The 25,911-nt window shown below is 72.2% G+C and carries 20 protein-coding genes; 12 read left to right on the top strand and 8 right to left on the bottom strand.

Annotated features, from left to right (window positions below):
- Positions 1–114: 114 nt before the first annotated feature.
- The 4 genes from TR48_RS06950 (at position 115) to mscL (ending at position 3,874) form a co-directional block, all read left to right on the top strand.
- Complete coding sequence (locus TR48_RS06950) at positions 115–1,614, top strand: potassium/proton antiporter (RefSeq protein WP_084728918.1); 1,500 nt, start codon at positions 115–117, stop codon at positions 1,612–1,614.
- A gap of 94 nt (positions 1,615–1,708) precedes the next feature.
- Positions 1,709–2,029, top strand: coding sequence for an FmdB family zinc ribbon protein (locus TR48_RS06945; RefSeq protein ID WP_042365007.1), 321 nt, complete (start codon positions 1,709–1,711; stop codon positions 2,027–2,029).
- 28 nt (positions 2,030–2,057) lie between these two features.
- A complete protein-coding gene (locus TR48_RS06940; RefSeq protein WP_042365006.1) occupies positions 2,058–2,933 on the top strand; it encodes an S-methyl-5'-thioadenosine phosphorylase in 876 nt (291 codons plus the stop codon).
- A gap of 509 nt (positions 2,934–3,442) precedes the next feature.
- Positions 3,443–3,874: a large conductance mechanosensitive channel protein MscL gene (gene mscL, locus TR48_RS06935; RefSeq protein ID WP_052442451.1), complete on the top strand. Its 432-nt coding sequence runs from the start codon at positions 3,443–3,445 to the stop codon at positions 3,872–3,874.
- A 26-nt stretch (positions 3,875–3,900) separates the two neighbouring features.
- Here the strand turns inward: mscL and TR48_RS44235 are convergent, their stop codons facing one another.
- Both TR48_RS44235 and TR48_RS06920 read right to left on the bottom strand, forming a co-directional pair.
- Positions 3,901–4,113 (bottom strand): hypothetical protein, encoded by a 213-nt coding sequence (locus TR48_RS44235; protein WP_042365005.1) that lies wholly within the window; start codon positions 4,111–4,113, stop codon positions 3,901–3,903.
- A 421-nt stretch (positions 4,114–4,534) separates the two neighbouring features.
- Positions 4,535–5,506 (bottom strand): sigma-70 family RNA polymerase sigma factor, encoded by a 972-nt coding sequence (locus TR48_RS06920; RefSeq protein ID WP_042365003.1) that lies wholly within the window; start codon positions 5,504–5,506, stop codon positions 4,535–4,537.
- Between the two features lie 289 nt (positions 5,507–5,795).
- On the opposite strand from TR48_RS06920, the gene TR48_RS06915 reads away from it, so the two are divergent.
- Complete coding sequence (locus TR48_RS06915) at positions 5,796–6,527, top strand: phosphatase PAP2 family protein (RefSeq protein WP_042365002.1); 732 nt, start codon at positions 5,796–5,798, stop codon at positions 6,525–6,527.
- Positions 6,528–6,607: 80 nt separating this feature from the next.
- On the opposite strand, the gene TR48_RS46240 is transcribed toward TR48_RS06915, so the two are convergent.
- The 3 genes from TR48_RS46240 to TR48_RS06900 form a co-directional block, all read right to left on the bottom strand.
- On the bottom strand, positions 6,608–9,043 hold the full coding sequence (locus TR48_RS46240; protein WP_063770923.1) for a glycosyltransferase family 39 protein: 2,436 nt from the start codon (positions 9,041–9,043) through the stop codon (positions 6,608–6,610).
- Positions 9,040–10,500 (bottom strand): bifunctional glycosyltransferase family 2/GtrA family protein, encoded by a 1,461-nt coding sequence (locus tag TR48_RS06905; protein ID WP_152627827.1) that lies wholly within the window; start codon positions 10,498–10,500, stop codon positions 9,040–9,042. The genes TR48_RS46240 and TR48_RS06905 overlap by 4 nt, the downstream gene beginning before the upstream one ends.
- A 162-nt stretch (positions 10,501–10,662) precedes the next feature.
- A complete protein-coding gene (locus TR48_RS06900) occupies positions 10,663–12,246 on the bottom strand; it encodes a FadD3 family acyl-CoA ligase (RefSeq protein ID WP_042365001.1) in 1,584 nt (527 codons plus the stop codon).
- A 181-nt stretch (positions 12,247–12,427) separates the two neighbouring features.
- Between TR48_RS06900 and TR48_RS06895 the strand changes: the two genes are divergently transcribed.
- The 4 genes from TR48_RS06895 to galE all read left to right on the top strand — a co-directional run bounded on the left by TR48_RS06895 (position 12,428) and on the right by galE (position 16,253).
- Positions 12,428–13,570, top strand: coding sequence for a lipid-transfer protein (locus tag TR48_RS06895; protein ID WP_042365000.1), 1,143 nt, complete (start codon positions 12,428–12,430; stop codon positions 13,568–13,570).
- A gap of 108 nt (positions 13,571–13,678) precedes the next feature.
- Complete coding sequence (locus TR48_RS06890; protein ID WP_439654444.1) at positions 13,679–14,140, top strand: Zn-ribbon domain-containing OB-fold protein; 462 nt, start codon at positions 13,679–13,681, stop codon at positions 14,138–14,140.
- Positions 14,141–14,462: 322 nt separating this feature from the next.
- The gene (locus TR48_RS06885; RefSeq protein ID WP_084728940.1) at positions 14,463–15,176 is read left to right on the top strand and encodes a polyprenol monophosphomannose synthase; all 714 of its coding nucleotides are present in this window, start codon (positions 14,463–14,465) and stop codon (positions 15,174–15,176) included.
- Between the two features lie 111 nt (positions 15,177–15,287).
- Entirely contained in the window at positions 15,288–16,253 is a 966-nt protein-coding gene (galE, locus tag TR48_RS06880; RefSeq protein WP_042364998.1) for a UDP-glucose 4-epimerase GalE, read from the top strand.
- Between the two features lie 264 nt (positions 16,254–16,517).
- On the opposite strand, the gene TR48_RS06875 is transcribed toward galE, so the two are convergent.
- A complete protein-coding gene (locus TR48_RS06875) occupies positions 16,518–19,229 on the bottom strand; it encodes a serine/threonine-protein kinase (RefSeq protein WP_042364997.1) in 2,712 nt (903 codons plus the stop codon).
- A 431-nt stretch (positions 19,230–19,660) separates the two neighbouring features.
- On the opposite strand from TR48_RS06875, the gene TR48_RS06870 reads away from it, so the two are divergent.
- Positions 19,661–21,067: an SAM-dependent methyltransferase gene (locus tag TR48_RS06870; protein WP_042364996.1), complete on the top strand. Its 1,407-nt coding sequence runs from the start codon at positions 19,661–19,663 to the stop codon at positions 21,065–21,067.
- A 149-nt stretch (positions 21,068–21,216) separates the two neighbouring features.
- Positions 21,217–21,864 (top strand): TetR family transcriptional regulator, encoded by a 648-nt coding sequence (locus TR48_RS06865; protein ID WP_042364995.1) that lies wholly within the window; start codon positions 21,217–21,219, stop codon positions 21,862–21,864.
- A 331-nt stretch (positions 21,865–22,195) separates the two neighbouring features.
- On the opposite strand, the gene TR48_RS06860 is transcribed toward TR48_RS06865, so the two are convergent.
- On the bottom strand, positions 22,196–22,663 hold the full coding sequence (locus TR48_RS06860; RefSeq protein WP_042364994.1) for a nitroreductase family deazaflavin-dependent oxidoreductase: 468 nt from the start codon (positions 22,661–22,663) through the stop codon (positions 22,196–22,198).
- Positions 22,660–23,889 (bottom strand): acyl-CoA dehydrogenase family protein, encoded by a 1,230-nt coding sequence (locus TR48_RS06855; RefSeq protein ID WP_042364993.1) that lies wholly within the window; start codon positions 23,887–23,889, stop codon positions 22,660–22,662. Before TR48_RS06855 ends, TR48_RS06860 begins: the two co-directional genes overlap by 4 nt.
- A 133-nt stretch (positions 23,890–24,022) precedes the next feature.
- On the opposite strand from TR48_RS06855, the gene TR48_RS06850 reads away from it, so the two are divergent.
- Entirely contained in the window at positions 24,023–25,267 is a 1,245-nt protein-coding gene (locus TR48_RS06850; RefSeq protein ID WP_084728916.1) for a thiolase C-terminal domain-containing protein, read from the top strand.
- Positions 25,268–25,911 lie beyond the last annotated feature (644 nt).

Below are 25,911 nucleotides of genomic sequence, written 5' to 3'. Positions count from 1 at the left end.
CTTACCGGATGACTGCCCAGCCCTTGGACGAGCAGGGAGTTCCAAGAGGCTGAACGGTAAAATCTTGCTCCAATCAAGCGGAAGCAACGATTCTCCAGCGCGAGGTGCCCCTGCGTGTCCGTCCACCGGCTCGACCTGCTCCTCCTGCTGTTCTCGCTGGTACTGCTGGTGGCCGTCGCGGCGGTCCGGCTCTCCTCCCGCAGCGGGCTCCCCAGCCTGCTCATCTATCTGGGCATCGGGGTCCTGCTCGGCCAGGACGGCATCGCGGGCATCACCTTCAACAACGCCCAACTCGCTCAGGTGCTCGGCTACGCGGCCCTGGTGGTGATCCTGGCCGAAGGTGGCCTCGGGACTCGCTGGCACGACATCAGACCGGCCGTCCCCGCCGCGGCGGTGCTCGCCACCGTCGGCACGGCGATCAGCGTCGGGGTGGTCGCGGTCGGGGCGCATCTGCTGACCGGCAGCGACTGGCGCATCGCCCTGCTGATGGGCGCCGTGGTCTCCTCCACGGACGCCGCGGCCGTCTTCTCGGTCCTGCGGCGTGTGCCCCTGCCGGCTCGGCTGAGCGGCCTGCTCGAGGCGGAGTCCGGCTTCAACGACGCCCCGGTCGTCATCCTGGCCGTGGCCTTCGCGACGGCCGGGCCGATCGACTCCTGGTGGGTCCTGGTCGGCACCGTGGTGCTGGAGCTGGCCATCGGCTCGGCAGTCGGGCTCGCGGTGGGGCGCCTGGGCGCCCTCGCCCTGCGCCACGTGGCGCTGCCGTCCTCCGGCCTCTACCCGATCGCCGTGATCGCCCTCACGTTGTTGGCCTACGCGGGCGGGGCACTGGGACACGGCTCGGGCTTCCTGGCCGTGTACGTGTGCGCCCTGGTGCTCGGCAACGCCCGGCTGCCGCACGGGCCGGCCACCCGCGGCTTCGCCGAGGGACTGGCCTGGATCGCGCAGATCAGCATGTTCGTCATGCTGGGGCTGCTGGTGAACCCGCGCACGATGGCGGACGCCGTGGTCCCGGCCCTGGTCGTCGGCCTGGTGCTGGTCCTGGTGGCCCGCCCGCTCTCGGTCCTGCTGACGCTGACCCCGTTCCGGGTGACCTGGCGCGAGCAGGCACTGCTGAGCTGGGCGGGACTGCGAGGCGCGGTGCCGATCGTGCTGGCGACCATTCCCGTCGTGCACGCCGTGCCGGGGGCCGGGCAACTGTTCAACACCGTGTTCCTGCTGGTCGTGGTGTTCACCCTGATCCAGGGCCCCACCCTGCCCCTGGTGGCGAGGGTACTGCGGATCTCGGACGCCGCCCACGCCGACGACCTCGCGGTCGAGTCCGCTCCGCTGGAGCGGTTGCACGGCCACCTGCTCTCCGTCTCGATCGGCCCGGAGTCCCGCATGGCGGGGGTCGAGGTCAGCGAGCTGCGCCTGCCGAAGGGCGCGGCGGTGACCCTGGTGGTGCGCGAGGGGGCGAGTTTCGTACCCGGCCCCACGACCGCCCTCCGGCACGGTGACGACCTGCTCGTCGTCGCCACGGACCAGGTCCGCGACCGGGCGGAACGGCGGCTGCGCGCCGTCGACCGGGGCGGCAAGCTGGCCGGCTGGCTCAGCGGCACCCGTGGAGAGTACTGAGTCTCACACTCGGATCAGTGGACTTATCGACGGGGAATACAGCATCATTGAGGATCGTTAGCACTCACAGCCTTAGAGTGCCAGGAGGAAGAAAGTGCCGACGTACCAGTACCAGTGCACCTCGTGCGGCAATGGCCTCGAGGCCGTCCAGAAGTTCACGGACGCCGCACTGACCGAGTGCCCCGAGTGCGGCGGCAAGCTGCGCAAGATCTTCTCCGCGGTGGGCGTGGTCTTCAAGGGTTCCGGCTTCTACCGGACCGACAGCCGCTCGTCGTCCAGCAGCAGCATCTCGTCGAACTCCTCCTCGCCGGCCACGTCCTCGACGTCGTCCGCGTCGGGTTCGTCCAGCTCCTCGAGCTCTTCCTCGTCCTCGTCGACGTCCTCCTCGTCCGGCTCGTCGGGTTCTGCCGCCTGAGCCTGCTCCCCCGGCTACGCTGCGGCGCATGACAGACCAGTCAGCAGTCGCGGCCACGGCCGAGGTCGGCATCATCGGCGGCACGGGGCTCTACGCCCTCGTGGACGACCTCGACGAGGTCGTCGTCGACACCCCCTACGGCGCCCCGAGCGACTCCCTTCTTGTGGGGGAGTTCGCCGGGCGCCGGGTGGCGTTTCTCCCGCGGCACGGACGGGCGCACCGGATTCCCCCGCACGGGATCAACTACCGGGCGAACCTGTGGGCGCTGCGCTCGCTCGGCGTCCGACAGATCCTCGGCCCCTGTGCGACGGGCGGCCTGCGCCCCCAGTACGGCCCAGGCACCCTGCTGGTCCCCGACCAGCTGGTGGACCGGACCTACGGCCGGGTCCAGACGTTCTACGACGGCCGGACCCGAGCCGACGGGGTCACTCCGGAGGTCGTGCACGTCTCCGCCGCCGATCCCTACTGCCCGAGCGGCCGAGCGGCGGCTCTGGCCGGCGCCCGATCCTCGGGCTGGGCGCCTGTGGCCGGCGGCACCATGGTGGTGATCGAAGGCCCCCGCTTCTCCACTCGGGCCGAGTCGCGCTGGTACAGCTCCCAGGGCTGGTCGGTGGTGGGGATGACCGGTCATCCGGAAGCCGTCCTCGCCCGCGAGCTGGCGCTGTGCTACACCTCGCTCGCTCTGGTGACCGATCTCGACGCCGGTGTGGAGACGGGCCAGGGCGTGACGCACGCAGAGGTCCTGGCCGAATTCGGCCGCAACATCGACCGGCTACGCGGTGTGCTGGCGGCCACGGTGGCCGCTCTTCCGGCGGCGGAGGAACGCGAATGCATCTGCGTTCACGCGCTGGACGGGGTGACCACCGGCCTGGGAGTCGAGTCGGACTCCCGCGAAGCAGCGTAGGACGCCGGCAAGGCGCCGCGGAAGACTCTTCGGACCGCTTCACTCAGGCGTGGAGAAGTTTTCCACAGGGGCTGTTTATCCACAGCCTGTCGGGGCCCCGCTTGGTCCGGTCATCCGTCGGCGGCACCGTGGTGGGCACAGCGGATCCCCTCGAAGGGATCCCCCACCACGGAGGTCAGCATGTCCCTCTCGATTCCGCCCACCTACTGCATCGCGTCCTTCCCGCCGATCCTGGCCGGTCGTGGGCGGCATCGGCTGCCCACGCCGGTTCGGCGGCGCCCCGGCCCCATCGCGGCCGGACTTCTCGTGGCGGCCACCACGCTCGCCGTCGGATCGATGCGGCCGTTCCCCGATTCGAGTGAAAAGGGTGCGGCCGCCAGTGCGCGCCCCCACCAGCCGTCCGGAACGTTTCCTCAGGTGGAACCGGGCACCGTGGCGGCCACAGCGCCACACGGGTGAATTGCTCCTGGGCCGACGTGCCCGCAGAACTGCCGTAGCTTCCGATGCCCATGAAGGGCTTCAAGGCATTCCTGCTCCGCGGCAACGTCGTGGACCTCGCCGTCGCCGTGGTCATCGGCGCCGCGTTCACAAAGATCATCAATTCGATCGTCGACGGGGTCATCAACCCGATTGTCGGCGCATTCGGTACGCAGGATCTCAGCGCGTACACGACCTGCCTCAAGGGCACCTGCCTGGTGGACAAGGCCACCGGCAAGGTCGACGGCATCCTGATCCAGTGGGGCTCGGTCCTCGGCGCCGCGCTCAGCTTCGTGATCACCGCCGCCGTCGTCTACTTCTGCCTCGTTCTGCCCATGAACGCGTTCATGAAGCGCTACATGGCCAAGAAGGAGGTCCCAGCCCAGGAGTCCAAGTCCCCCGAGGTCACCGAGGTGGCCATCCTCGGCGAGATTCGCGACCTGCTCGTCGCCCAGCGGAGCTGATACCGACCCGACAGCACCGCTCTCCGTCACTTCTCCCCGTGGTGCGGCGGGGTCTCGCCCAGGTACCAGTCCCTGTCACGCGAGCCCTCGCCGCGCTCGCCGCCCCAGCCGGCGTCCGAGTCGTCCCTGCTGCGGCCGCTCATCGGGTCGTCGAAGACGATCCGACGCTTGGCCCTCTCGGAGCGCTTCGCGTCGCTCTCAAGGCCCGGCTTCTTGTCCTGCTGCTCGCCACCACTCACAGCTCCAGAGTAGGCGCATCACTGGTCGCTACGGCCCAAGCGCCAAGCGGCCAGGGCGCCAGTGAGCATCGCCGAGCGTTCGGGGTCGTGGTCCGTCCCCGCGCTCGGGCCGGGGCTACCGTGGCGGATGCGGGAGTCGCCGTATTCGCTGGTGGGGTATTCGCTGGTGGGCCGGATCTGCGGGTAGCGGAGGAACATTTCGCCACGACCGGCGCCACCGGGAGCACGGCGCCCACCAGGGCCGCGCGCTGACGCAGTTGCCGTCTGTCGACCACCGAAGACCCCGTCCTCGTCCACCTGCGGCGAGCCTAGGGCGGTCATACAGGCCCAAGCAGGTTGAAAACGACCGAAGAGCCCCCGCCACACCTGCTCGGCATAACGGGGGCTCCGGTGGGGAATGCGGGGCGAGTCGGGGCTGCGGCTACGCGGCCTCGAAGCCCGCGTGGTCGGCAATCTTGCGCAGCTCGGCCAGCGCGTGCTTCTCGATCTGGCGGATGCGCTCACGGGTGAGGCCGTGCTGCTTTCCCACCTCGGTCAAGGTCCGCTCACGACCGTCCTCCATGCCGTAGCGGGAGCGGATGATCGAGGCGGTGCGGTCGTCGAGGCGGTCGATCAGCGCGTCCAGCTCCTCACGGCGCAGCATCACCAGCACCGCGTCCTCCGGGGAGGTGGCGCCGGTGTCCTCGACGAGGTCGCCGAACTGGGTCTCGCCGTCGTCGTCGACGGTCATGTTGAGGCTGACCGGGTCGCGTGCCCAGTCCAGCACGTCCTTGATGCGGTCCTCGGTGGTGTCCAGCTCGGCCGCGACCTCAGCCGGCTCGGCCTCACGGCCCAGCTCCTTGGACTTCTCACGCTGCACGCGCCGGATCCGCCCGAGCTCCTCCACCAGGTGGACAGGGAGCCGGATGGTGCGGGACTGGTCGGCGATGGAGCGCGTGATCGCCTGGCGGATCCACCAGGTGGCGTAGGTGGAGAACTTGTAGCCCTTGCTGAAGTCGAACTTCTCGACCGCGCGGACCAGGCCGGCGTTGCCCTCCTGGATCAGGTCGAGCAGCGGCAGGCCACTGCGCGGGTAACGGCGGGCGACGGCGACCACGAGACGGAGGTTGGAGCGGATGAAGACGTCCTTGGCGCGCTGCCCGTCGGCGGCCACAGCCCGCAGCTCGTCCTCCGTCGCACCGGCCGCGGTCCGACCCTCGTCGAGCAGCTGCTCCGCGAAGACGCCGGCCTCGATCCGGGTCGACAGCTCGACCTCCTGCGCCGCGTCGAGAAGCGGGGTGCGCGCGATCTCGTCCAGGTACATACCGACGAGGTCGCGGTCGGCCTCACCTGCGGTCGGGCGCGCGGTACGCGTCCGATCGGCCTTGTCGCGGACGACGGCACGGGTGGCCATACGAACTCCCTCGGGTGACCTGACGGGCCTGGCTGGCCCGTACCTGGGAACTGCTTACGTAACGACTGAACGACGATGTCCGAGGAAACATTCCCGAAGCGGTGTTTTTCGTCGCACGTCGCAGTATGCTGTGCGGTTCGCCCGCGATCGTCAGCAGAGCGTCATCGCTCGAACACAGCGCGGCGGGCTTCCAGTTCTGTCACTCTCTGGGACGATTGTCCGCCCCGTAACAGTTCCCCGCGCGGTGAGCCGGGGACGGGGAAAGCCCCCGAACGGAAAGGTGACAGGCGTGCGGTGGAGGGAGTCCTGGCAGCTCTGGGCGGGTGCGGGAGCCTTCCTCGCGATCTTCGGAGTCCTGGGGGCTCTGGTCCAGACACGCTGGGGTTCCCTGGCACACGTCGACACGTCGATCGACCAGAGCCTGCACACGGCGGCACTGCACCAGACCGCCTGGACCGCGTCGATGCGGCTCATCACCACTGTGCTCTCGCCGACCGTGCTGCGTGTGCTCCTCGGCGTGCTCGTGGTCTGGCTCTGGTGGCGCGGAGCACGGATCGCCGCGCTGTGGGCGGCGGCGTGCGGGGTGGTGCAGGCGGCGCTGGAGTTGGGCGTCAAGGAGGCGGTCGCACGTCCCCGGCCGCTTCTGCCTCAGCCTGTCTCGACGGCCACCGGTTGGAGCTTCCCCTCCGGCCACGCGATGACCTCGGCCACGGTGATCCCGCTGCTGGTCATCGTCGCCTGGCCCCACCTGCGCCGACGCGCGACTCGTACGGTGACGGTAGGGGTGGCCGCGGTGCTCGTGTTCCTCGTGGGATGGACGCGGATCGGACTGGGTGTGCACTGGCCCAGCGACATCCTCGGCGGATGGCTGCTCGCAGGCTTCACCCTCTGCGCCGTGACCGCCGCCGTCGACACCTGGCGCCCGACGATGCGCGACGCCGAGCTGCACCGGCTGACGACCCGGGCCTCCCAGCGCGTCCAACGACGGCAGGTGCAGGGACGGGACACGGACCCGTCCTGAGGACGGGTCCGTGTCCCGTGGTCGCTGTGTCCCTCGGTCGCTCGGCCGCGGCCGAGCGAGACCGCGCCGGATTCAGCGGGTCACGCGGTGCACTCGTACAGCGTCTCGCCCGAGGAGGCGCTGCGCGCCGCGGTGGCGGAGTCGCCGCCGGCGGTGGCGGTTCCGGCCGACGTGCTCGACGACGAGCTGGTCGACGACGAGCCGCCGTAGGCGGAAGCGCTGACCGCCGTGCAGGTGGACTTCACGTAGCTCGTCGCCTGGCTGTTGGCCTGTCCGCCGCCGCCCGGCCCGCCGCCCATGCCACCGGAGGTGCCGGAGTCGAGCAGCACGTAGCGCAGCTTGCCGGAGGCGACGAGCGACTTCAGCCTGGCCAGGCTCATCGCCGGGTCGCTGCCGGTGAAGCCGCCCATGGCGATCACGGGCTTGCCGGACTGGAGGATCATCTCGGACGCCGACTGCGCGCTGGAGACCGCGACCAGCCAGGTGGCGCCGCCCTGGTTCTTCTCCAGGTAGGAGAGAAGCGCCGAGCTCACCGCCCCGCCGCCCATGGGGCCGCCGAAGCCTCCCGCACCGCCGAAGCCGCGGGTGCGCTCGGTTCCGCCGGACGTCCCGCCGGACATCCCCCCAGGCATGCCGTCGGCCATGCCGCCGGGAAAACCACCCAGGCCGGACGTGCCCGACGAGCCCGAGGCCCCGGAAGGGCCCGTCGAACCGCCCACGACACCGGAGGACGTCCCGCCCGGGAAGCCGCCCCCGAAACCGCCCGCGCCCTCAGCACCGCCGCGGCCACCGAAACCGGTCGCCCCACCGGCCTCACCCGCCCCACCGCCGGCAGTACCGACAGCGCCACCGGGGAACTCGCCGCCGCGGATCCCGCCCGGGAAGCCCCCGCGCATCCCGCCTCCGGGGCCGCCGAAGCCCTCGCCCGAGGACGGGCCAGCCGTCGGGTTGGTGCCCTGGATCTCACCCGCCGTCACCGTGTCCGCGGCATAGGCGGCCGGTCCGGCCACCAGCGCCAGCGCCGCCGCGATCGCACCGACCGCGAGGACCCGCTTGCGGACCGCCGCCGCGACCGAGGCCGCGCCGAACCGGGCGACCATCAGCGCGGCCACGCCGCCGATCGCGAGCAGCGCGACGACCGGCCACAGCCACGGATCGAAGCTCGCCGTCCGACGAAGCAGCAGCACCGCCCAGATCGCCGAGACGGCCACGCCCGCCGGCAGCACGGCCGCCCAGAGGGGCCCGCGTGAGGGCGAACGCAGCGCGCGCAGCAGCATCGTGCCGCCCGCACCGGTGAGAGCGGCGATCGCAGGCGCCAGCATGGTCGTGTAGTACGGATGGAACGTCCCGGAGGAGAAGCTGAAGACGACGTAGTGCGTGAACAGCCACATCCCCCACAGCAGCAGCGAGGCCCGCTGCATGTCAGTGCGGCGGCGACGGCCGCGGAGCACGAGCGCGCCGACGAGCGCGACCACCGCGAAGGGGATCAGCCAGGAGATCTGGCCGCCGAGAACGTCGTTGAAGAGCCGACCGGCACCAGAGGTGCCGCCGAAGTTGGCGCCGCCCCCGCCCGGGAAGCCGCCCCCGCCCGCTCCGCCGCCCCCGCCGCCCGCTCGGCCGACCGCACCGAGCCCGGCTGCGCCGGCGGTGCTTCCGGTCACGTTGCCGGCGTTGGCGCCGAGCACGCGCTCCAGGCCGTTGTAGCCGATGACCAGGTTCCACACCGTGCCGTCCGAGCTGGAACCGATGAACGGGTGGTCCTTGATCGAGGCGACGATGACCATCCACCAGCCGCTGGAGACCACCAACGCGACGCCGGCGATCAGCAGGTTCCGCACGCGGATCAGCCAACTCCCCCGCCCCGCCCAGACATAGGCGAGGAACAAGGCCGGGATCACCATGTAGGCCTGGAGCATCTTGGTGTTGAAGGCGAAGCCGACCAGCACGGCGGAGATCACCAGGTGACGCAGCGTGCCGCGCCGGATCGCCTCCAGGCAGAACCACGCCGCGGAGACGGTGAGCAGCACCAGGACCGGGTCCGGGTTGTTGTCGCGGCTGATGGCCACGGTGATCGGGGTGAGGGCCAGCACCACGCCGGAGACGCTCGCCGCGACGGGACCGAAGCTGCGTCGGACGGCGCTGTAGAGGACGGCGACGGACGCGATGCCGCAGCCGGCGATCGGCAGCAGCATCTGCCAGCTGCCGAAGCCGAAGACGCGGCAGGAGATCTCCATCAGCCACAGCGCGAAGGGCGGCTTGTCGACCGTGATGAAGTTGCCGGCGTCGAGGGAGCCGTAGAACATCGCGGACCAGCTCTTCGTCCCGCTGAGCACGGCCGCCGCGTAGTAGGAGTTGGCGTTCCCGTTCTGACCCAGGCCGTAGCAGTAGACCAGCGCGGCCAGGGCCATGGTCCCCCAGTAGGCCGGACGGACCCAGCGCGGGCGGCGCGGGCGGCGCACCGCGGTATGCGGGGGAACGGCCGGCGAGTCCGCCGGGGCTTCGATGTAAGCGCTCACCGGCGGGCCTCCTGGTCGGTGCGGTGGTCGGTGCACGGTTCAGTGCACGGTTCGGTGCGGCGTTCGGTGCGGCGTTCGGTGCGGCGTTCGGGATGGCGTTCGGGATGGCGTCCGCTGCACAGATCGCGGCGCTGGCCGGCACGTTGGCCGCCGCTGCCGCCGGCGGCAGCGGCGGTGGCCGCGGAGGACGTGGACAGAGCGGAGAGCTCCGAAAGGTCGGCTTCGCGGGCCTTCCTGGCCGAGCGGTGCGGGTTGAAGACCCAGGCCCGCAGCAGCACGAAGCGCACCACGGTGGCCAGTGCGTTCGCGGCGACGAGCCAGCCGAGCTCGGCCGTGTGCGAGGCGCCCGGTGCGACGGCGTGGGAGACCGCGAGTGCGGCGGTGCTCAGCACCAGGCCGATCACGAAAGCGATGCCGCCCTCGACCTGATGGCGCAGCGCGTCGCGCGGCCCGGTGACGCCGAAGGTGAAGCGGCGGTTGGCGGCCGTGTTGGCGATCGCCGTCGCCAACAGCGCGAACGCGTTGGCCAGGACGGGCGGCGCCGCCTGCCGTGCCAGGAGGTAGAGCCCCAGGTAGGCGAGGGTACTCAGCACGCCGATCACCGCGAAGCTGGAGAGCTGCCAGCGCATGCCCGTCGGCAGCTGCGCCTGGAGTACCCGTGGCGGAACAGGCATCCGGGTGGCCCCGAACACGGCCTTCTTGCCCACGCGCCACATGCCCTTGAGGTCGTCCTTGACCGTGCGGACGATGTCGACGCGGCTGTCCGGGTCGTCGATCCAGTCGACCGGGACCTCGTGGATGCGCAGACCGCTGCGCTCCGCGAGAAGCAGCAGCTCCGTGTCGAAGAACCAGGTCTGGTCCTCGACGTCGGCCAGCAGCGCCTGCACGACCTCGGTCCGGGCGGCCTTGAAGCCGCACTGGGCGTCGGAGAACTTGGCGGCGAGCGTGGCCCGGAGCAGCAGGTTGTAGGTCCGGGAGATGAACTCCCGCTTCGGCCCGCGGACCACCGCAGAGCCACGGTGGAGCCGGCTGCCGATGGCGAGATCGCTGTGACCGGACAGCAGCGGCGCGACCAGCGGGAGGAAGGCGTCCAGCCCCGTGGAGAGGTCCACGTCCATGTAGGCCACAACGTCGGCGTCGCTGCTCCCCCAGACCGTGCGCAGGGCGCGACCGCGCCCTTTCTGATCCAGATGGACGGCACGGACCTCGGGGAGCTCCGCGGCGAGACCGGACGCGACCTGCCAGGTGGCGTCGACGCTCGCGTTGTCGGCGATGGTGATGCGGAACGGATAGGGGAAGTGCTCACGCAGGTAGCCGTGAAGGGTGCGCACGCTGCGGGCGAGCACGAGCTCCTCGTTGTAGACGGGGACGACCACCTCGACCAGCTCGGTGCGAGTGCCGTCCCGGCCTGTGACGGGAGGGGCGGCGTGTGCCGCCGGCGAGGACGAATGGTTCATGCACGGAAGCCTTGGGCGCGGCGCTGTGCTGCACCTGTGCGGCGTTTAGGGCTTGGCTGGCAGGTGCTGCGCCGTTCGTGGGACACGGCGCACGGAGCCTCACTACCGACCCCTCCAGCCCCTACAGGGACCCGCGGCGCTGCCCTCGGCGTGCCACATGCCTCAGCCCCGAAGCCTGCGCAGTTCGCCCTTGAGGACCTTGCCGGAGGCGTTGCGCGGCAGCTCGTCGACGAAGACCACCTCGCGCGGGACCTTGTAGTTGGCCATCTCCCGACGGCACCAGTCCACCAGCTCCGACGCCGCGTCCGGAGAAGGCTGCTGACGGGGAATCACGAACGCGCGCCCCACCTCTCCGAGGCGCGGGTCGGGGACGCCGACCACGGCCGAGTCCGCGACGAGCGGGTGGCGGGCCAGGATGCGTTCGATCTCGGCCGGGTAGGCGTTGAAACCGCCGACGGTGTACATGTCCTTGAGGCGGTCGGTGATCCTCAGGTTGCCGTCGGCGTCGAGCACGCCGACGTCGCCGGTGCGGAGCCAGCCGTCGTCGGTGAAGGTCTCGGCGGTGGCGGCCTCGTCCTCGAAGTATCCGCACATCACGGTGTAGCCGCGGACCTGGACCTCGCCCGCGTGGCCAGGCGAAACGTCCTTGCCGTCGGCGTCGCGGACGCGGACCTCGACGTCGGGGATGGCGCGGCCGGACGTCGCGGCGACGGTGCCGAGGGTGTCGTCACGGCGGCACATGGTGACCATGCCGCAGCTCTCGGTCAGGCCGTAGGCGGTGAGCACCGTGCTGAAGCCGAGCTCGTCGCGGATGCGGTGGACGAGCTCCAGCGGGACGACCGCGGCGCCGGTCACAGCGAGGCGCAGTGAGCCGAGCGCGTACTGGTCGCGAGCGGGGTGGTCGAGCAGGGCCTGGTAGACGGTCGGCGCGCCCGGCAGGACCGTGACGCCCTCGGTGGCGATCTTGGCGAGGACTGCCTCGGGATCGAAGACGGGTTGCGGCAGGATCGTGGCACCGCGCATGAGGCAGGCGAGGACGCCCGCCTTCCACCCGAAGGTGTGGGTGAACGGATTGACCACCAGGTAGCGGTCGTCCTCGGCCAACCCGGCCAGCTCGGCCCAGGCGCCGAAGGCGCGCAGGGTCTGGGCGTGGGTGGTGATCGCACCCTTGGGCACTCCGGTGGTTCCGGAGGTGAACATGATGTCGGCCGGGTCCCCGGGGGCGACGGCGGCGATGCGGGCCCGGACGGAGCGCTCGGGGATGTCCGCGCCCGCGGCCAGGAAGGCGCGCCATGAGAGCAGGCCGTCGGGGACGGCTTCGGTCTCGCCGAGGACGACGGTGGCGCGCAGATCCGGCAGGGGGCCGGCGGCCCTGAGCGCGGAGACGTAGCTGACGCCCAGGAAGGTGGAGGTCACGAACAGCAGCGAGGCGCGGGTCCGGCGCAGCAACGCGGCCGCCTCGCCGCCCTTGAGGCGGGTGCCCAGCGGGACGAGCACCGCCCCCGCGCTGACCGCGCCGAGCGCGGCGACGACGTAGTCCGGAGTGTTCGGGGCCCAGATGCCGATGCGATCACCGGGTCGGACCCCCGCGGCCATGAGGCCCGCCGCCGCGCGCCGGACCCGGCGGGCGAGCTCGGTGTAGTCGAACCGGGTGCGGGGGCCGACCACCGCCTCGCGACCGCCGTAGCGGGCGCCCGCCGCCTGGACCAGGTTCGCGATGGTGCCCCACTCCAGATCCGCGCGCATGGCCGTCCTTCCTGTCGTTCGGCTCCAGCGTCCGTTCGGCTCCGACGCCTCGTATGTGACTGATCGTCAGATTAGGCTGGCCGCAGACTTCCCGGAAGGGCGGCGGTGACCCTATTCTGACGCTACGTCAGAAGATCTTCCTCTGCGGCTGACCGCCGTACCGGAGTTCGGGGAGCCGCCCATGCTCAGGGACCGCACGGCCATCGTCGGCATCGGCCAGACGCGCTTCGCCAAGCACCTGGAGGAGTCCGAGAAGGCGCTCGCCTGCCGGGCCGTGCTCGCCGCGCTGGACGACGCCGGGATCGAGCCGCACGAGGTGGACGCCCTCGCCTCGTACACCATGGAGGAGACCGACGAGGTCGAGCTCGCCAAGGCGATCGGCGCCGGTGACGTCACGTTCTTCTCCCGGATCGGCTTCGGCGGCGGCGGCTCCTGCGCGACCGTCGCCCACCTGGCCATGGCCGTCGCCACCGGCCAGGCCGAGGTCGGCGTCGCCTGGCGCAGCCGGAAGCGCGGCAGCGGCAGACGGCCCTGGACCAACACCGCGCAGCAACTGCCCACCCCCGCCCAGTGGACCCGGCCGTTCGGCCTGCTGCGCCCGGCCGACGAGATCGGCATGTTGGCCCGCCGCTACATGCACGAGTACGGCGCCACCCGCGACCACCTGTTCAACGTGGCGCTGGCCTGCCGCAACCGGGCCAACCAGAACCCCGACGCGATCATGTACGAGCGGCCGCTGACCCGCGAGATGTACATGGACGCACGGTGGATCAGCGAGCCGCTGTGCCTGTATGACAACTGCCTGGAGACCGACGGCGCCCTCGCCTGCGTCGTGGTGAGCGCGGAACGCGCCCGTGACTGCCGGCGCCGGCCCGTCTACGTCCACTCGGCGGCCCAGGGACTGCCCGCACAGCACCACGGCATGGTCAACTACTGGAACGACGACCCGCTGACCGGCCCGGCCTGGACGGCGGCCCGACAGCTCTGGAAGACAGCCGAGTTCGGCCCGGAGGACGTCGACGTGGCGCAGATCTACGACGCCTTCACCCCGCTGATCCCGCTCTCCCTGGAGGGCTACGGCTTCTGCGGCCGAGGCGAGGGGGCGGCGTTCACCGAGGGCGGCGCGCTGGAGTCGGGCGGCCGCCTGCCGATCAACACCGGCGGTGGCGGCCTCTCCGAGGGCTACGTGCACGGCTTCAACCTGATCAACGAGGGCGTCAAGCAACTGCGCGGCATCTCCACCGCCCAGGTGCCGGACGCGGCCACCTGCCTGGTCACCGCGGGCGAGGGGGTGCCCACCTCCGCACTGCTGCTGCGCGTCTGAAAGTTCCTACGCACTTCATGCAATTGCCACGATTCCGAAGGTGGGCCCAGAGCCGGGCCGGACCGGGAGAGCTGAGCGAACCGAGAAAACCGAGAGAAAGGCTGCCGGATGGACACCATGACCGCCGAGGGACTGCTGCTCCCGTGGCCCGATGACGACGGCGAGCCGTTCTGGGAGCACGCCCGCAGCGGCGAGCTGCGCATACAGGCGTGCGCGGAGTGCGGACGGCTCCGCTTCCCGCCCCGCCCGTGCTGCCCGCAGTGCGGCAGCTTCGACGACGAGTGGCGGCTGATGTCCGGGCGGGGACGGCTCTGGTCCTACGTCATCGCCCACCCGCCGCTGCTCCCCGCGTACGCGGAGCGGGCGCCGTACCCGGTGGCGCTGGTCGAGTTGGAGGAGGACCCGCGCATCCGCCTGGTAGGGACACTCACGAACTCGGTCCGCAGGCCGGGCGCGCCCTGGAACGCGGTGCCGCCCGGACGTCTGCGGATCGGGGCGCCGGTCCAGGCCGTCTTCCAGGCGGTGACGCCCGAGGTCACGGTCGTACGCTGGGCCCTGTGCAACGGCTGAGCCCCCGGCCCCGTACCCTGGTCTCACACGTCCCCGGCCGACGCGGGACCGGTTCACCGGTCAAGCGTGCGGGCCGCGACGGGATCGTCCGTCCGGGTGAAACCGAAGCAATGGCTCCTGGCCTGGGAACAGTGCGTTACGCAGCGGTGAACTTACCTCACTCCTCACCGAACGCCTGCCTCCATCTACTACAGTGCAACGTCGTCCGAGCCCTGTCCCCGCGCAGTTGCACGGCCGGACCCCGCAATCAGGACCAGGAGACATCGTGACCATCCCCGCCGCTCTTCCCGACGACTGGGCGGACACGCCCGTCACGGTCGTCATGCCGACGTACAACGAGATCGGCAGCCTGGAGGCGACGGTCGAGCAGGTCATGGCCCTCCCGCTGCCCGGCCTGCACCTGAAGGTCGTCGACGACAGCAGCCCCGACGGCACAGGAGAGCTGGCGGAGAAGCTCGCGGAGCGCCACCTGCTGGACGGAAAGCCCCGCATCAGCGTGCTGCACCGCAAGGGCAAGGACGGCCTCGGCAAGGCCTACGCCGCGGGCATGTCGCTCGCCGTCGAGGAGGGTGCCCGCTACGTCGTCCAGATGGACGCCGACGGCAGCCACCCGGCGAGCGCGATCCCGCAGATGCTCGGCACCGCCCTCTCCACCGGCGCCGGCGTGGTCGTCGGCAGCCGCTACGTCCCCGGCGGCGAGCTCGCCGAGGAGTGGGGTTGGCACCGCCGCCTGCTGTCGCGCTGGGCCAACGCCTACGCCGGCACCATCCTCTCGACCCGCGTTCGCGACATCACCGCCGGCTTCAACCTGTGGAGCGCCGAGGCGCTGCACGCGGTCGACCTGGCCACCCTCGAGAGCGCCGGCTACAGCTTCCAGGTGGAGCTGAAGTTCCGTGCCGTGCACGCCGGTTTCAGCGCGCTGGAGATCCCGATCCGCTTCGAGGAGCGGCGCGCCGGCGAGTCCAAGATGAGCCTCTCGGTGCAGCTCGAGTCCGCGGTCGTCCCGTGGCGTCTGCGGATGCGCGCGCGCAAGTAGCCGACGTCCGGCCGACGGGTGACGGGCGGTCGCCGAGCGACGGCCCGTCACCCGTTGTCGTCGGGCCGCCACCCGACGTGTCCGCAATTCGGACGCCGCTAGAGTGTCGGGATGACTTGGCTTGTCACCGGCGGTGCCGGCTACATCGGAGCACACGTCGTCCGCGCGATGGTCGAGGCCGGCCATGGCGTGGTCGTCCTCGACGACCTCAGCACGGGCGACCCGACACGGCTGCCCGCGGGCGTGCCGCTGATCCAGGGTTCGACGCTGGACCAGCCGCTGCTCGCCTCGGTGCTGCGCGAGCACGACGTCACCGGCGTCCTGCACATCGCGGCGAAGAAGCAGGTCGGCGAGTCGGTCGAGAAGCCGCTCTGGTACTACCGCGAGAACGTCGAGGGCCTTCGGGTCGTCCTGGAGGCGGCCGCCGAGGCCGGAGTGCGCCGCTTCCTGCTGTCCTCCTCGGCGGCGGTCTACGGCATGCCGGACGTCGACCTCGTCACCGAGGAGACCCCCTGTCGCCCCATGAGCCCCTACGGCGAGTCCAAGCTCGTCGGTGAGTGGCTGGTCCGGGCCGCGGGCCGCGCCCACGGCATGGGCACCGTGTCGCTGCGCTACTTCAACGTGGCCGGTGCGGCGACGCCCGAGCTGGGCGACCCCGGCGTCTTCAACCTCGTCCCGATGGTCTTCGAGCGCCTGGACGCGGGCGAGGCCCCGCGCATCTTCGGCGCCGACTACCCCACGCCGGACGGCACCTGCATCCGCGACTACATCCACGTGGCCGACGTCGCGGAGGCGCACGTCGCCGCGGTGCGGCGGCTCACCGCGGACCCGGACGGCACCGACCTCATCCTCAACATCGGCCGCGGCGAGGGCGTTTCCGTCCGGCAGATGCTCGACGTGATCGGCGAGGTCACCGGCCTCGACACGACCGGAGAGGTGACGCCGCGCCGCGCGGGCGACCCGGCACGCGTGGTCGCCTCGGCCGAGCGGATCGCCCAGGAGCTGGGCTGGAAGGCGCGGTTCGACGTACGCGAGATGATCAGCTCCGCCTGGGCAGGCTGGCGCCTGCGACACTGACCCGCGCCCTGCATCCCGGCACCACCCCAACGCGTCCCTTGGCCACAGGCGGTGCCGGCTGTGACCCCGGGGTGACCCCGGGGCCCCTCAGGGACGCGCGAGGCCGCGCCGGAGGCCGTCCGGCGTGCGGGTGGCTGAACGGGCCTGGTCGGGCCGGACGACGCCGCGCACACGACCGACCGTCAGTGCCGAACGTCGACCGCCGACGCCGGACCGCGCGCCGACGTGGCTGCGCGGCTCACGCCGCACGCGGCGACGGCGGGTTCACTCGCGGGTTGTCGCGGTGCCGCGGGCCGCGTCCAGGGCGTAGACGCAGTGGTCCTTGCTGCAGGCGAAGACGCGGCCGTCGGCGGTGACCGGAGAGCCGGTGATCTCGCCGCCGGTGTCCAGCTTCCAGCGCAGACGGCCGGTGGCGAGGTCGAGGGTGTGCAGCGAGTGGTCACGGCTGCCGAGATGGACGAGGCCGTGCGCTGCGGCGGGGATGCCGGTGAGCTCCGCACGCGCGGCGTAGCGCCAGCGCTCCGCGCCCGTGCGGGTGTCGAACGCGAACACCGTGTCGCCGCTGCCGACCAGGACGAAGTCGTCGGCGAGGACGGCCGGGTCCGCGCCCTGACGCCCGCCCGTGCGGGCGTGCCAGCGGACGGCGCCGCTCGCCTGGTCCAGGGCGAAGACGGTGCCGAGATAGTCGGCGACGAAGACGCCCTGCTCGCTCACGGCCGGCGAGGTGAACAGGACGACGGGGGCGTCGAAGCGCCAGCGCTCCGCGCCCGTCTGCTCGTCCACGGCGTAGACGCGCCCACCGCTGCAGAGGAAGAGCGTGCCGCGCCAGAGCACCGGGCGGGACGGGACGTCCTCACCCAGCGGCAACGCCCACTGGAGCTGACCCGTCGTCAACTCGACGGAACGGAGGCAGCCTCCGCCGTAGTAGTAGACCGAGTCACCGATCACGCACGGGCCGGACGCCGGGTTCTCGTAGGCCTGCTGGGCGTCGTTGCTGCGCCACATCTCGCTGCCGTCGATCGCGGAGTGGACGTGGACGCCACCGCCGCGGGTGCCCGCGACCAGCGCGCCGCCGGCCGCATCCAGGGTGTACGTCCAGCCGTCGAGGGCGACCCGCCAGCGCTCGGCGCCGTCGGCTGCCTGCAGGGTGAAGAGGTTCGGGCCGTCGGCGGCGTGAACCCGCCCGTCGGCCACCGCGAGGGCCCAGGCCACGCTCTGGGTGCGGAAGCGGCGGCGTCCGCTGGCGATGTCGAGCGCGTGCACCCCGAAGCTGGCAACGTAGAGCACGCCGTCGGAGATGATCGGCGCTCCCCACACGTCGTGCGACATGCGGAAGCGCCACGGACGCCACGGCGCCTCCGCAGCCGCCTGCGGCTCCCCAGGAGCGGCGGGAGCGGCGGGAGCGCCAGCCGAGGCCAGGGGACTCGCAGGCGAGGCAGCCGAGGCCTGGCCGGACGCCGGAACCGTCGCAGCCACCGAACCGGCAGAGCCGACAGAACCGGCAGGCCCGGGCACGCTCGGCGGAGCGGCCGCGGGAGCCTGCGCGGCAGCGGCCGCGGAGACCGGCCCCGAGGGGCCGGCGGGCGAGCCGGTCGAGACGGGACCGGAGGGCGCGGCGTGGACGCCGCGCTGGACCCAGCCCGTCGTGGGCGGGGTCACCGGCTCGGACGACGGGTTCGCGGGCAGCCGGACGCCGGGCCCGATGGGCGCGGCCATGCCGGGCAGATGCACGACGGGCCGTGCGGTCGTCGCCGCCTCGGGTGCGGGGTTCGACCCTGACTCGTGCGCGGGTGGACCCGCGTGCTGCCCGCCCCGATGGGCTCCCGGCTGGACCGGGGCCTGCCCGCCCACGACCGCACCGGCGGCCATGCCGGCCGCACCACCGGGACCACCGGGACCACCGGGACCGCCAGATCCGCCCGAGCCGTCCTGCGCGACCTCGGACCTCGGGTATCCGTGGGGCGCGGGAGCGCCCGCCGGGAATCCGGGCCGGCCCATCTGGCCGGGGAAGCCGGCCGGGGCGCCCGGCCCGCCCGACTCGGGCGGGGCCGCGGGCTGCCGGAACGGTGGCGGAGGCGGCGTCCGGCGGCCCTTCTTCTTCTCGATGAGCGCGAGCGCCACCGGCGGCAGCCACTCGCCCGCGTCGTCCTCCGTGCCGTCGCCGGAGCCGTACAGGTGGGGGGCCAGCTCGGCGGCGATCTCGGCGGGGACCGGGCGGCGCTCGGGCGCGGTGCGCATGCACGCGCGGACCAGCGAAGCCAGCTCCTCCGGCAGACCGGAAAGGTCCGGGGACTCCCGGAGCAGCATGAACACCGTCTCGACGGGGTTCGCGCCGTGGTACGGCGGGTGGCCGGTGGCGGCGAAGACGAGCAGCGAGCCGAGCGAGAAGACGTCGGAGGCGCCCTGCACGCCGCGGCTGTCGCGGGCCTGCTCGGGCGACATGTACGCGGGGGTGCCCACGGCGACGTTGGTCATCGTCAGGCGGGTGTGCGAGACGCCCGCCGCGATGCCGAAGTCGATCACGCGCGGTCCGTCCTCGGTGACCAGCACGTTGGAGGGCTTGAGGTCGCGGTGCACCAGGTTGGCCGCGTGGATGGACTGCAGCGCCTCCGCGATCCCGGCGATCAGCCAGCGCACCGTGGCGACCGGGAGCGGCCCGCACTCGGTGACCAGGTCCTCCAGCGAGGGCGCCGGGATGTAGGCGGTGGCGAGCCACGGCACGGCCGCGTCGGCGTCGGCGTCGACCACCGCGGCGGTGTAGAAGCCGCTCACCGTGCGCGCGGCCGCGATCTCGCGGGCGAAGCGCACCCGGAAGAGCTGGTCCTCGGCCAGCTCCGCCCGCACCGTCTTGATGGCGACCCGGCGGCCCGCGGCCGAGCGTGCCAGGTAGACCAAGCCCATTCCACCCGCGCCGAGCCGGCCCAGCACCTCGAAGGGCCCGATCCTTCTGGGATCGTGCGCCGTCAGCTGGTCCACGTCCTCAGCACCTCCCCGTTGGGTCGAAAGCGCCGTCGGTAGGAGAAGCAGGACAGACGCAGCACTGATTCTCCACGGCCGGACACCCCACAGGCCAACCCGCTGGGCGGGACATGGGACACACCCTCGCCACAATCCCGCCACAGACCGGCAACCGCGCGGCCGTGCTGCGGAAAGTACCCGCTCGGACCGCTAGTGCGGCGCGACGCGCGACCGAGTCGCCACGAATCCCCCACGGCGTGACGCCGACGATCTAGATTGGTGACGTAGCAACATTCGCACCGGCTCCGTGATGGGCCCGCGCCGTCCTGGGTACACGCCCAGCTGTCGCCCCGGGTGCGTCCGCACGGCACGAACGATCGCGCACCACCTGCACCACCCGCACCACCTGCACCACCTTCGAGCGGCCTGACGATCCTCGAGGAGTCGTGATGAGTGACAGTGCTCTGGCCCTGCGCGCACTGCTGACGGAGCTGCTCGGCGTCGAGCCGCCGTTCCGCCTCCGCACCTGGGACGGCGCCGAGGCCGGCCCGGCCGACGCGCCGCTGCTGGCGTTGACGGATCGGCGGGCGCTGCGGCACCTCCTCTGGGCGCCGAACGAGCTCGGCCTCGTCCGCGCCTACGTCTCGGGGGCCATCACGCTGCCCGGCGAGGACGACGACGCCCACAACATCGAGCTCTACGAGCTGCTGCGCCGCCTGGCCGCTCTCGCCGAGGACCGGCCGGAGCTGTCCCTGCGGCCGACACTGCGCCAGGGGGCGGGCTCGGCGCTGTCGCCGTCCGGCCTGAGGACGCTGTTCGGCCCGGACTCCCGCCGGATGGTCGCGACGGCGGTCAGACTCGGCGCGATCGGGCCGCGTCCGCCGATCCCGCCGGAGGAGGTGCGCCGCTCGCACGGGCCGGTGCACACGCTGCGCCGCGACCGTGCGGCGATCAGTCACCACTACGACGTGGGCAACGACTTCTACCGGCTGGTGCTGGGTCCCTCCATGGTCTACTCGTGCGCCTACTGGCCGCCGGGGACGACCACCCTGGAGGCGGCACAGGAGGCCAAGCTCGACCTGGTCTGCCGCAAGCTCGGCCTGCACCGGCTGCCGCCGGGCTCGCGGCTGCTCGACGTCGGCTGCGGCTGGGGCTCGATGCTGCTGCACGCGGCGCGGCACTACGGCGTCGTCGGCGTCGGCGTCACGCTCTCCGCCGAGCAGGCGCGGATGGCCCGCGAGCGGATCGCGGACGCCGGTCTGACGGACCGCGTGGAGATCCGGCTGCAGGACTACCGGGAGGTCGTTGACGGCCCGTTCGACGCGATCTCCAGCATCGGCATGGCCGAGCACGTGGGCTCGGCCATGTACCTGCGCTACGCGAAGACCCTCTACGACCTGCTGCGGCCCGGCGGGCGGCTGCTCAACCACCAGATCGGCCGACGGCCGAGCGCTCCGGGCGAGCCGTACCGGCTGAGCCCCTTCATCGCCGCCTACGTCTTCCCGGACGGCGAGCTGTCCCCGATCGGCACCACGGTCTCTCTGCTGGAGCAGGCCGGATTCGAGGTCCGCGACGTGGAGTCGCTGCGCGAGCACTACGCGCTGACGCTGCGCCGCTGGGTCGCCAACCTCCAGGAGGACTGGACGCAGGCGGTCAAGCTGGTGGGTCTGGGCCGGGCCCGGGTCTGGCGGCTCTACATGGCGGCCTGCGCCCTCGCCTTCGAGGAGAACCGGATCGGCGTCAACCAGGTGCTGGCCGTCAGGACGGGCTCCGAAGGTTCCAGCGGACTGCCGCTCAGCCGCGGCGCGTGGCTGGAAAACGCCCCTGTGCGGCCGGAAGGGGCCGAAGACGCCTGAGGGTGCCGGAGTGACCCCAGTGACGGGAGTAGCTGATCAGAGGCCTGGTACGGCCCGCGAGGGGCCCTACCAGAGGCCTCGTCAGCCTGACGGAGCATTCACATTTCCCGCCGAATAGCGCCCGGATCTTGCCACGGTAAACTGACGGCATGACAGGACAAGTTCGCACCGTCGATGGGCGTGTCGCCGGGCGACGCGGACAGGCCACGCGGCAGAAGCTGCTGGACTGCCTCCGCGAGATGCTCGCGACCTCGCCCTACCGGGACGTCAAGGTCATCGACGTCGCCCGGATGGCGGGTACCTCCCCCGCAACCTTCTACCAGTACTTCCCCGACGTCGAGGGCGCTGTCCTCGAGATCGCGGATGAAATGGCCAAGGACGGCGCCGGCCTCAAGGACCTGGTCGCCGACAAGTCGTGGGTCGGCAAGGCCGGCTACCAGACGGCAGAGGAGCTGGTCGACGGCTTCCTCTCCTTCTGGCGCGACAACGAGGCCATCCTGCGTGTGGTGACGCTTGGCGCGGCCGAAGGGGACAAGCGGTTCTTCAAGATCCGCATGAAGATCCTCAACGCCGTGACCAACTCCCTCACGGACTCCCTCAAGGCCATGCAGGCCTCCGGCAAGGCGGACAAGTCGGTCAGCGCGCCGGCTGTCGCCGGTTCGCTGGTCGCGATGCTGGCCGCCGTCGCGGAGCACCAGAAGGGGTTCGACTCCTGGGGCGTCAAGGCGAAGGAGCTGACGCCCAACCTGGCTCTGCTGGTCTACCTCGGCATGACGGGCAAGAAGCCCCCGAAGTAGGCCTTCCCGGCCACGACAACACCATCACTGCGGAGCCGTGGGGCCCGGTCGCCTGTCCGCCGGCGTGAGCGCCGGGGCTGTGCCTCGGGGGAGGTAGGTCCTGCGCGTCCACGGCCCGTCCCGCTCGGGCGGCATCGTCGATGACCTGACGATGCCGCCCTTTCCTGTGCCCTTCGCACCGCCTGTTGTCGCAGCGTCCACATCGCCCACCTCGTCCAGGGGCGGCCGCCGCCTGCCGGGAGCCTCCCGTCCGGCTCAGGGCGACACCGGGGCGCCTGCCGCTCCGCCGCCCGGGCCACAGGCCGGGCGTGTTCCACAGAACGGGACCTGGCTAGCGCGGCTCCAGCCGGAAGATGCGGATCTCGCGCTCGACCCGGGCCTGGTAGGACGCGTACGGGGGCCACATCGCCAGCAGCGCCGCCCAGGCCTGCGCGCGCTCGTCGCCCGAGAGCAGCCGGGCGCGGACGGGGACGGTGCGGCCCCGGTGTTCGACGACGGCGTCCGCGTCGGCGAGCAGGTTGCCGGTCCAGGCGGGGTGCGAGGTGCGGCCGAAGTTGCTGCCGACGACGAGGAAGGTCTCCCCCTGCGGCAGACAGGCCAGCGGGGTGGTGCGGGGCTCGCCGCTCCTGCGGCCGGTCGTCGTCAGGAAGAGCGAGGGCAGCATCCACTGACTCAGCATGAACTTGCCGCCGCTCAGCCGGTGCACCGCCTTGTCCAGGCGGGGCACGATCGACGGAGCGACCCGGGCGAAGGCTGGCGTGGCCGAGACCTTCTGCATCGCGTTCTCCAGCACCCTCATCGCGTCGCGCCTCCGGCGTCCGTTCCCGTGGGGGCGAGCACGCCCGACAGCTCCGCCGCGCGGGCCCGCAGCAGGTGGGGCGGGCCGAAGAGCAGTTCGTCCGCCGCGGCCCGCTTGAAGTAGAGATGCGCGTCGTGCTCCCAGGTGATCGCGATCCCGCCGTGCAACTGGATGGCCTCGGCGGCGGTCGCGCGTGCCGCGGTCAGCGCGTGGGCGAGGGCCAGCAGCGCGGGGACGGGGTCGTCGGGGGCGGCCGTCGCGGACCACGCGGCGTAGAGCATCGCCGAACGGGCGGTCTCGACCGCCACGTAGATGTCGGCGAGGCGGTGCCGGACGGCCTGGAATGACCCGACCGGCCGCCCGAACTGCTCCCTGACCTGCACGTAGTCCACAGTACGGGCGAGCGCCTGCGCGGCCGCGCCGACCGCCTCCGCAGCCACCGCGACGGCCGCCGCGCGGCCGACCCCGGCCAGGACCGGGGCCGCGTCCAGCGCCGGGTCGCCGAGAGGACGCGCGCTGACGTCGCGCAGTTGGACGCGGCCGACGCTGCGCGTCTGGTCGATGCCCGCGCTGCGTTCGCGGCGCAGGCCCGGGGAGCCCGCCGCGTCGACGGCGAAGAGGACGGTGCGGCTGCGCGGGAAGCCGCCCGCGTGGGCGGCGACGACGAGCAGGTCGGCGCGGGCGCCGTCGAGGACGTAGGCGGCCTCGCCGTAGAGGGTCCACAGCCCGTCGTCGGCCGGTCTGGCCTGGATGCCGCCGGCGCGTCCGCCGCCCGCCGGGACGTCGCCGGGCAGCACCCGCGGGTTCGCGTCCGGCACCAGGCCGAGGGCGAGGGCGGGCGTGCCGGGGAGGGCGAGGGCGGCCGTCCCGGCTCCCGACGCGAGGAGCGGCAGCACTTCGTCGCGCTGGTCCTCGGTGCCACCGGCGGCGATCGCTCCGGCGGCGAGCACGGAGCTGGCCAGCAGCGGCGAGGGCAACAGGACGCGTCCGGCCTCCTCGCAGGCCAGGGCCAGCTCGACCGGGCCGAGCCCGGAGCCCCCGTGGCGTTCCGGGAGGGCGAGTCCGGCCAGCCCCGGCTGCTTGGCGAGCCGGCGCCACAGTTCGACGTCGTACCCGCTCGGCGAGACCGCCGCGCGGCGGACCTCCTCCGGGCCGGCCTGCTTGGCGAGCACGTCGCGCAGGGCGCGGGCGATCTCTTCCTGTTCCTGGGTGAGCGCGGGATCCATGCCGCCTCCTGGCTTCCAGCCGCTTCGTCGACGTCTACAGGGAGAACGTAGATCTGATGGTTCGTCATACTAGGTTCCACCGTGTGCGCCGGATAGGGAGGCGCGCCAGCAGATCTGATGTACCGTCAGATTTATGACTGCTTCCGGCCCTTCGGCCTCTTCCAGCGGCTCCGGCCCGCTCCGTCACCCCGTCCCGAGCGACGGCGCGACCGGCAGAAGGCGCCGGGTGGCGGTGGTCGGGGTGGCGCTGAGCGACTGCGGGCGCGTGGACGACGCGACGCCGTTCCAGCTGCACGCCCAGGCCGCGCGCCGGGCGCTGGCGGACTCCGGGCTGCCGAAGGACGTGATCGACGGGGTGGCCTCGGCCGGGCTCGGCATCCTGGCACCGGTGGAGGTCTCCGAATACCTGGGCCTGCGGCCCACCTGGACGGACTCCACCTCGGTCGGCGGCTCGACCTGGGAGGTGATGGCCGCCCACGCCGCCGACGCGATCGCGGCAGGCCACGCCAACGCCGTCCTGCTGGTCTACGGCTCCACCGCGCGCGCGGACCTCAAGGCCCGCCGCCGCACCGCCGCGCTCTCGCTCGGCGCGCGCGGCCCACTCCAGTTCGAGGCGCCCTACGGGCACACGCTGATCGCCAAGTACGCGATGGCCGCACGTCGGCACATGCACGAATACGGCACGACGGCGGAGCAGTTGGCGGGCGTCGCAGTCCAGGCCCGGACCAACGCCGCCGCCAACCCGGACGCGATGCACCGAACCCCGATCAGCGTCGACGAGGTCCTCTCCGGCCCGATGGTCGCGGACCCCTTCACCAAACTGCACTGCTGCATCCGCTCCGACGGCGGCTGCGCGGTGCTGCTCGCGGCCGAGGAGTACGTGCCGGACAGCAGGCACGAACCGGTCTGGATCCTGGGCACCGGCGAGGCGCTCAGCCACAGCACGATGTCGGACTGGGAGGACTTCACCGTCTCCCCCGCGGCCGTCTCCGGCCGGCTGGCCTTCGAACGCGCGGGCGTCTCCCCGGCGGACGTCGACCTGTGCGAGCTCTACGACGCCTTCACCTACATGCCGCTGGTGATGCTGGAGGATCTCGGCTTCTGCGCGAAGGGCGACGGCGGCCCCTTCGTCGAGGCCAAGGCGGGCCGCCTCCTCCGCGACGGCGAACTCCCCACCAACACCGACGGCGGCGGCCTCTCGGCCTGCCACCCGGGCATGCGCGGCCTCTTCCTCATCGTCGAGGCGGTACGCCAACTCCGCCGCGAGTACGCCGCCTCCGCACCGGACCGGCAGGTGCCGGGCGACCCCCGCCTGGCGCTGGTCAGCGGCACGGGCGGCTGGTTCTGCTCCTCGGGAACACTCGTCCTGGGACGCTAGACGGGAGCCGCAGGCGCACCCGCCGGATGTGTGAGCCTCACCATCACGGCAGGCCAGCGGGCGGCTTGCCGCAGCCACCGCGGCCGCGTCGGCGCTCGTCTGACCGAGGCCGGCAGGTCCACCAGCCTTTCCCAGGCCCGGCGGGCTCGTCCCGTCATGTCGGCGGTAGGTAGGAGGCCTACGTCGCAGCGCGGCTGAGGTTCGAGTCGGGCGAGGCGGTGCGGCTCCGTCGGCGGGAGTTGCGCATCTCCCGGTCCGAGCTGGGCCGGAGGGCGGGCATGACGCAGTCCGCCGTGGCCGTTTCGAGGCAGGAGGCACCGTGCCGACCCTGCCGCCGCTGGACCGGATCGCGATGCCGGGCCGGATCGCCGACGCGCTCGGGCTGGCGCTCCGGGTGGAGTTCGTTCAGCACGCGGAGAGCGCCTGACCCACCCGCCCCGGACTCGGCCTGCGGGCTGATCAGCCCTCCGTGCGAAGAGATAGTTCTCGATCATTCGTACCCTCCCGCAGCAGGGAGGGATCGCCCTCAGGGGCATCGCGGAAGGCGAGGTCCAGGACGTGGGATCGCGGGCGCCGCCGTGTTGCTGCCGGCGGCCCTCGTGCCGGTCAGCACGCCTGCCGGGGTGGGCGGGTGGGCTCCGCCG

This window comes from Streptacidiphilus neutrinimicus (genome assembly GCF_000787815.1).
GTDB lineage: Bacteria > Actinomycetota > Actinomycetes > Streptomycetales > Streptomycetaceae > Streptacidiphilus > Streptacidiphilus neutrinimicus.
The sequence above is the reverse complement of the archived record's forward strand: the minus strand, read 5'-3'. Positions and strand labels throughout refer to the sequence as shown.